A 255-nucleotide genomic window follows, 5' to 3' on the forward strand; every position below is an offset into this window, starting at 1 on the left:
ACCCGCACACCCACTTCACGGCTGAAGTGTACGTGCTCAGCAAGGACGAAGGCGGCCGTCACACGCCGTTCTTCAACAACTACCGTCCGCAGTTCTACTTCCGTACGACCGACGTGACGGGCTCGATCGAGCTGCCGAAGGACAAGGAAATGGTGATGCCGGGCGACAACGTGTCGATCACGGTGAAGCTGATCAACCCGATCGCGATGGAAGAAGGTCTCCGCTTCGCAATCCGCGAAGGTGGCCGTACGGTCG

1 pseudogene is annotated in these 255 nt (G+C 60.0%); it reads left to right on the plus strand.

The window, feature by feature from the left end:
- A pseudogene (gene tuf / locus AB3X89_RS40630) lies at positions 1–255 on the plus strand (elongation factor Tu); the annotation flags it as partial.

It is taken from the genome of Paraburkholderia sp. BR14320 (genome assembly GCF_040948665.1).
In the GTDB taxonomy this organism is placed as follows: Bacteria; Pseudomonadota; Gammaproteobacteria; order Burkholderiales; family Burkholderiaceae; genus Paraburkholderia; species Paraburkholderia youngii.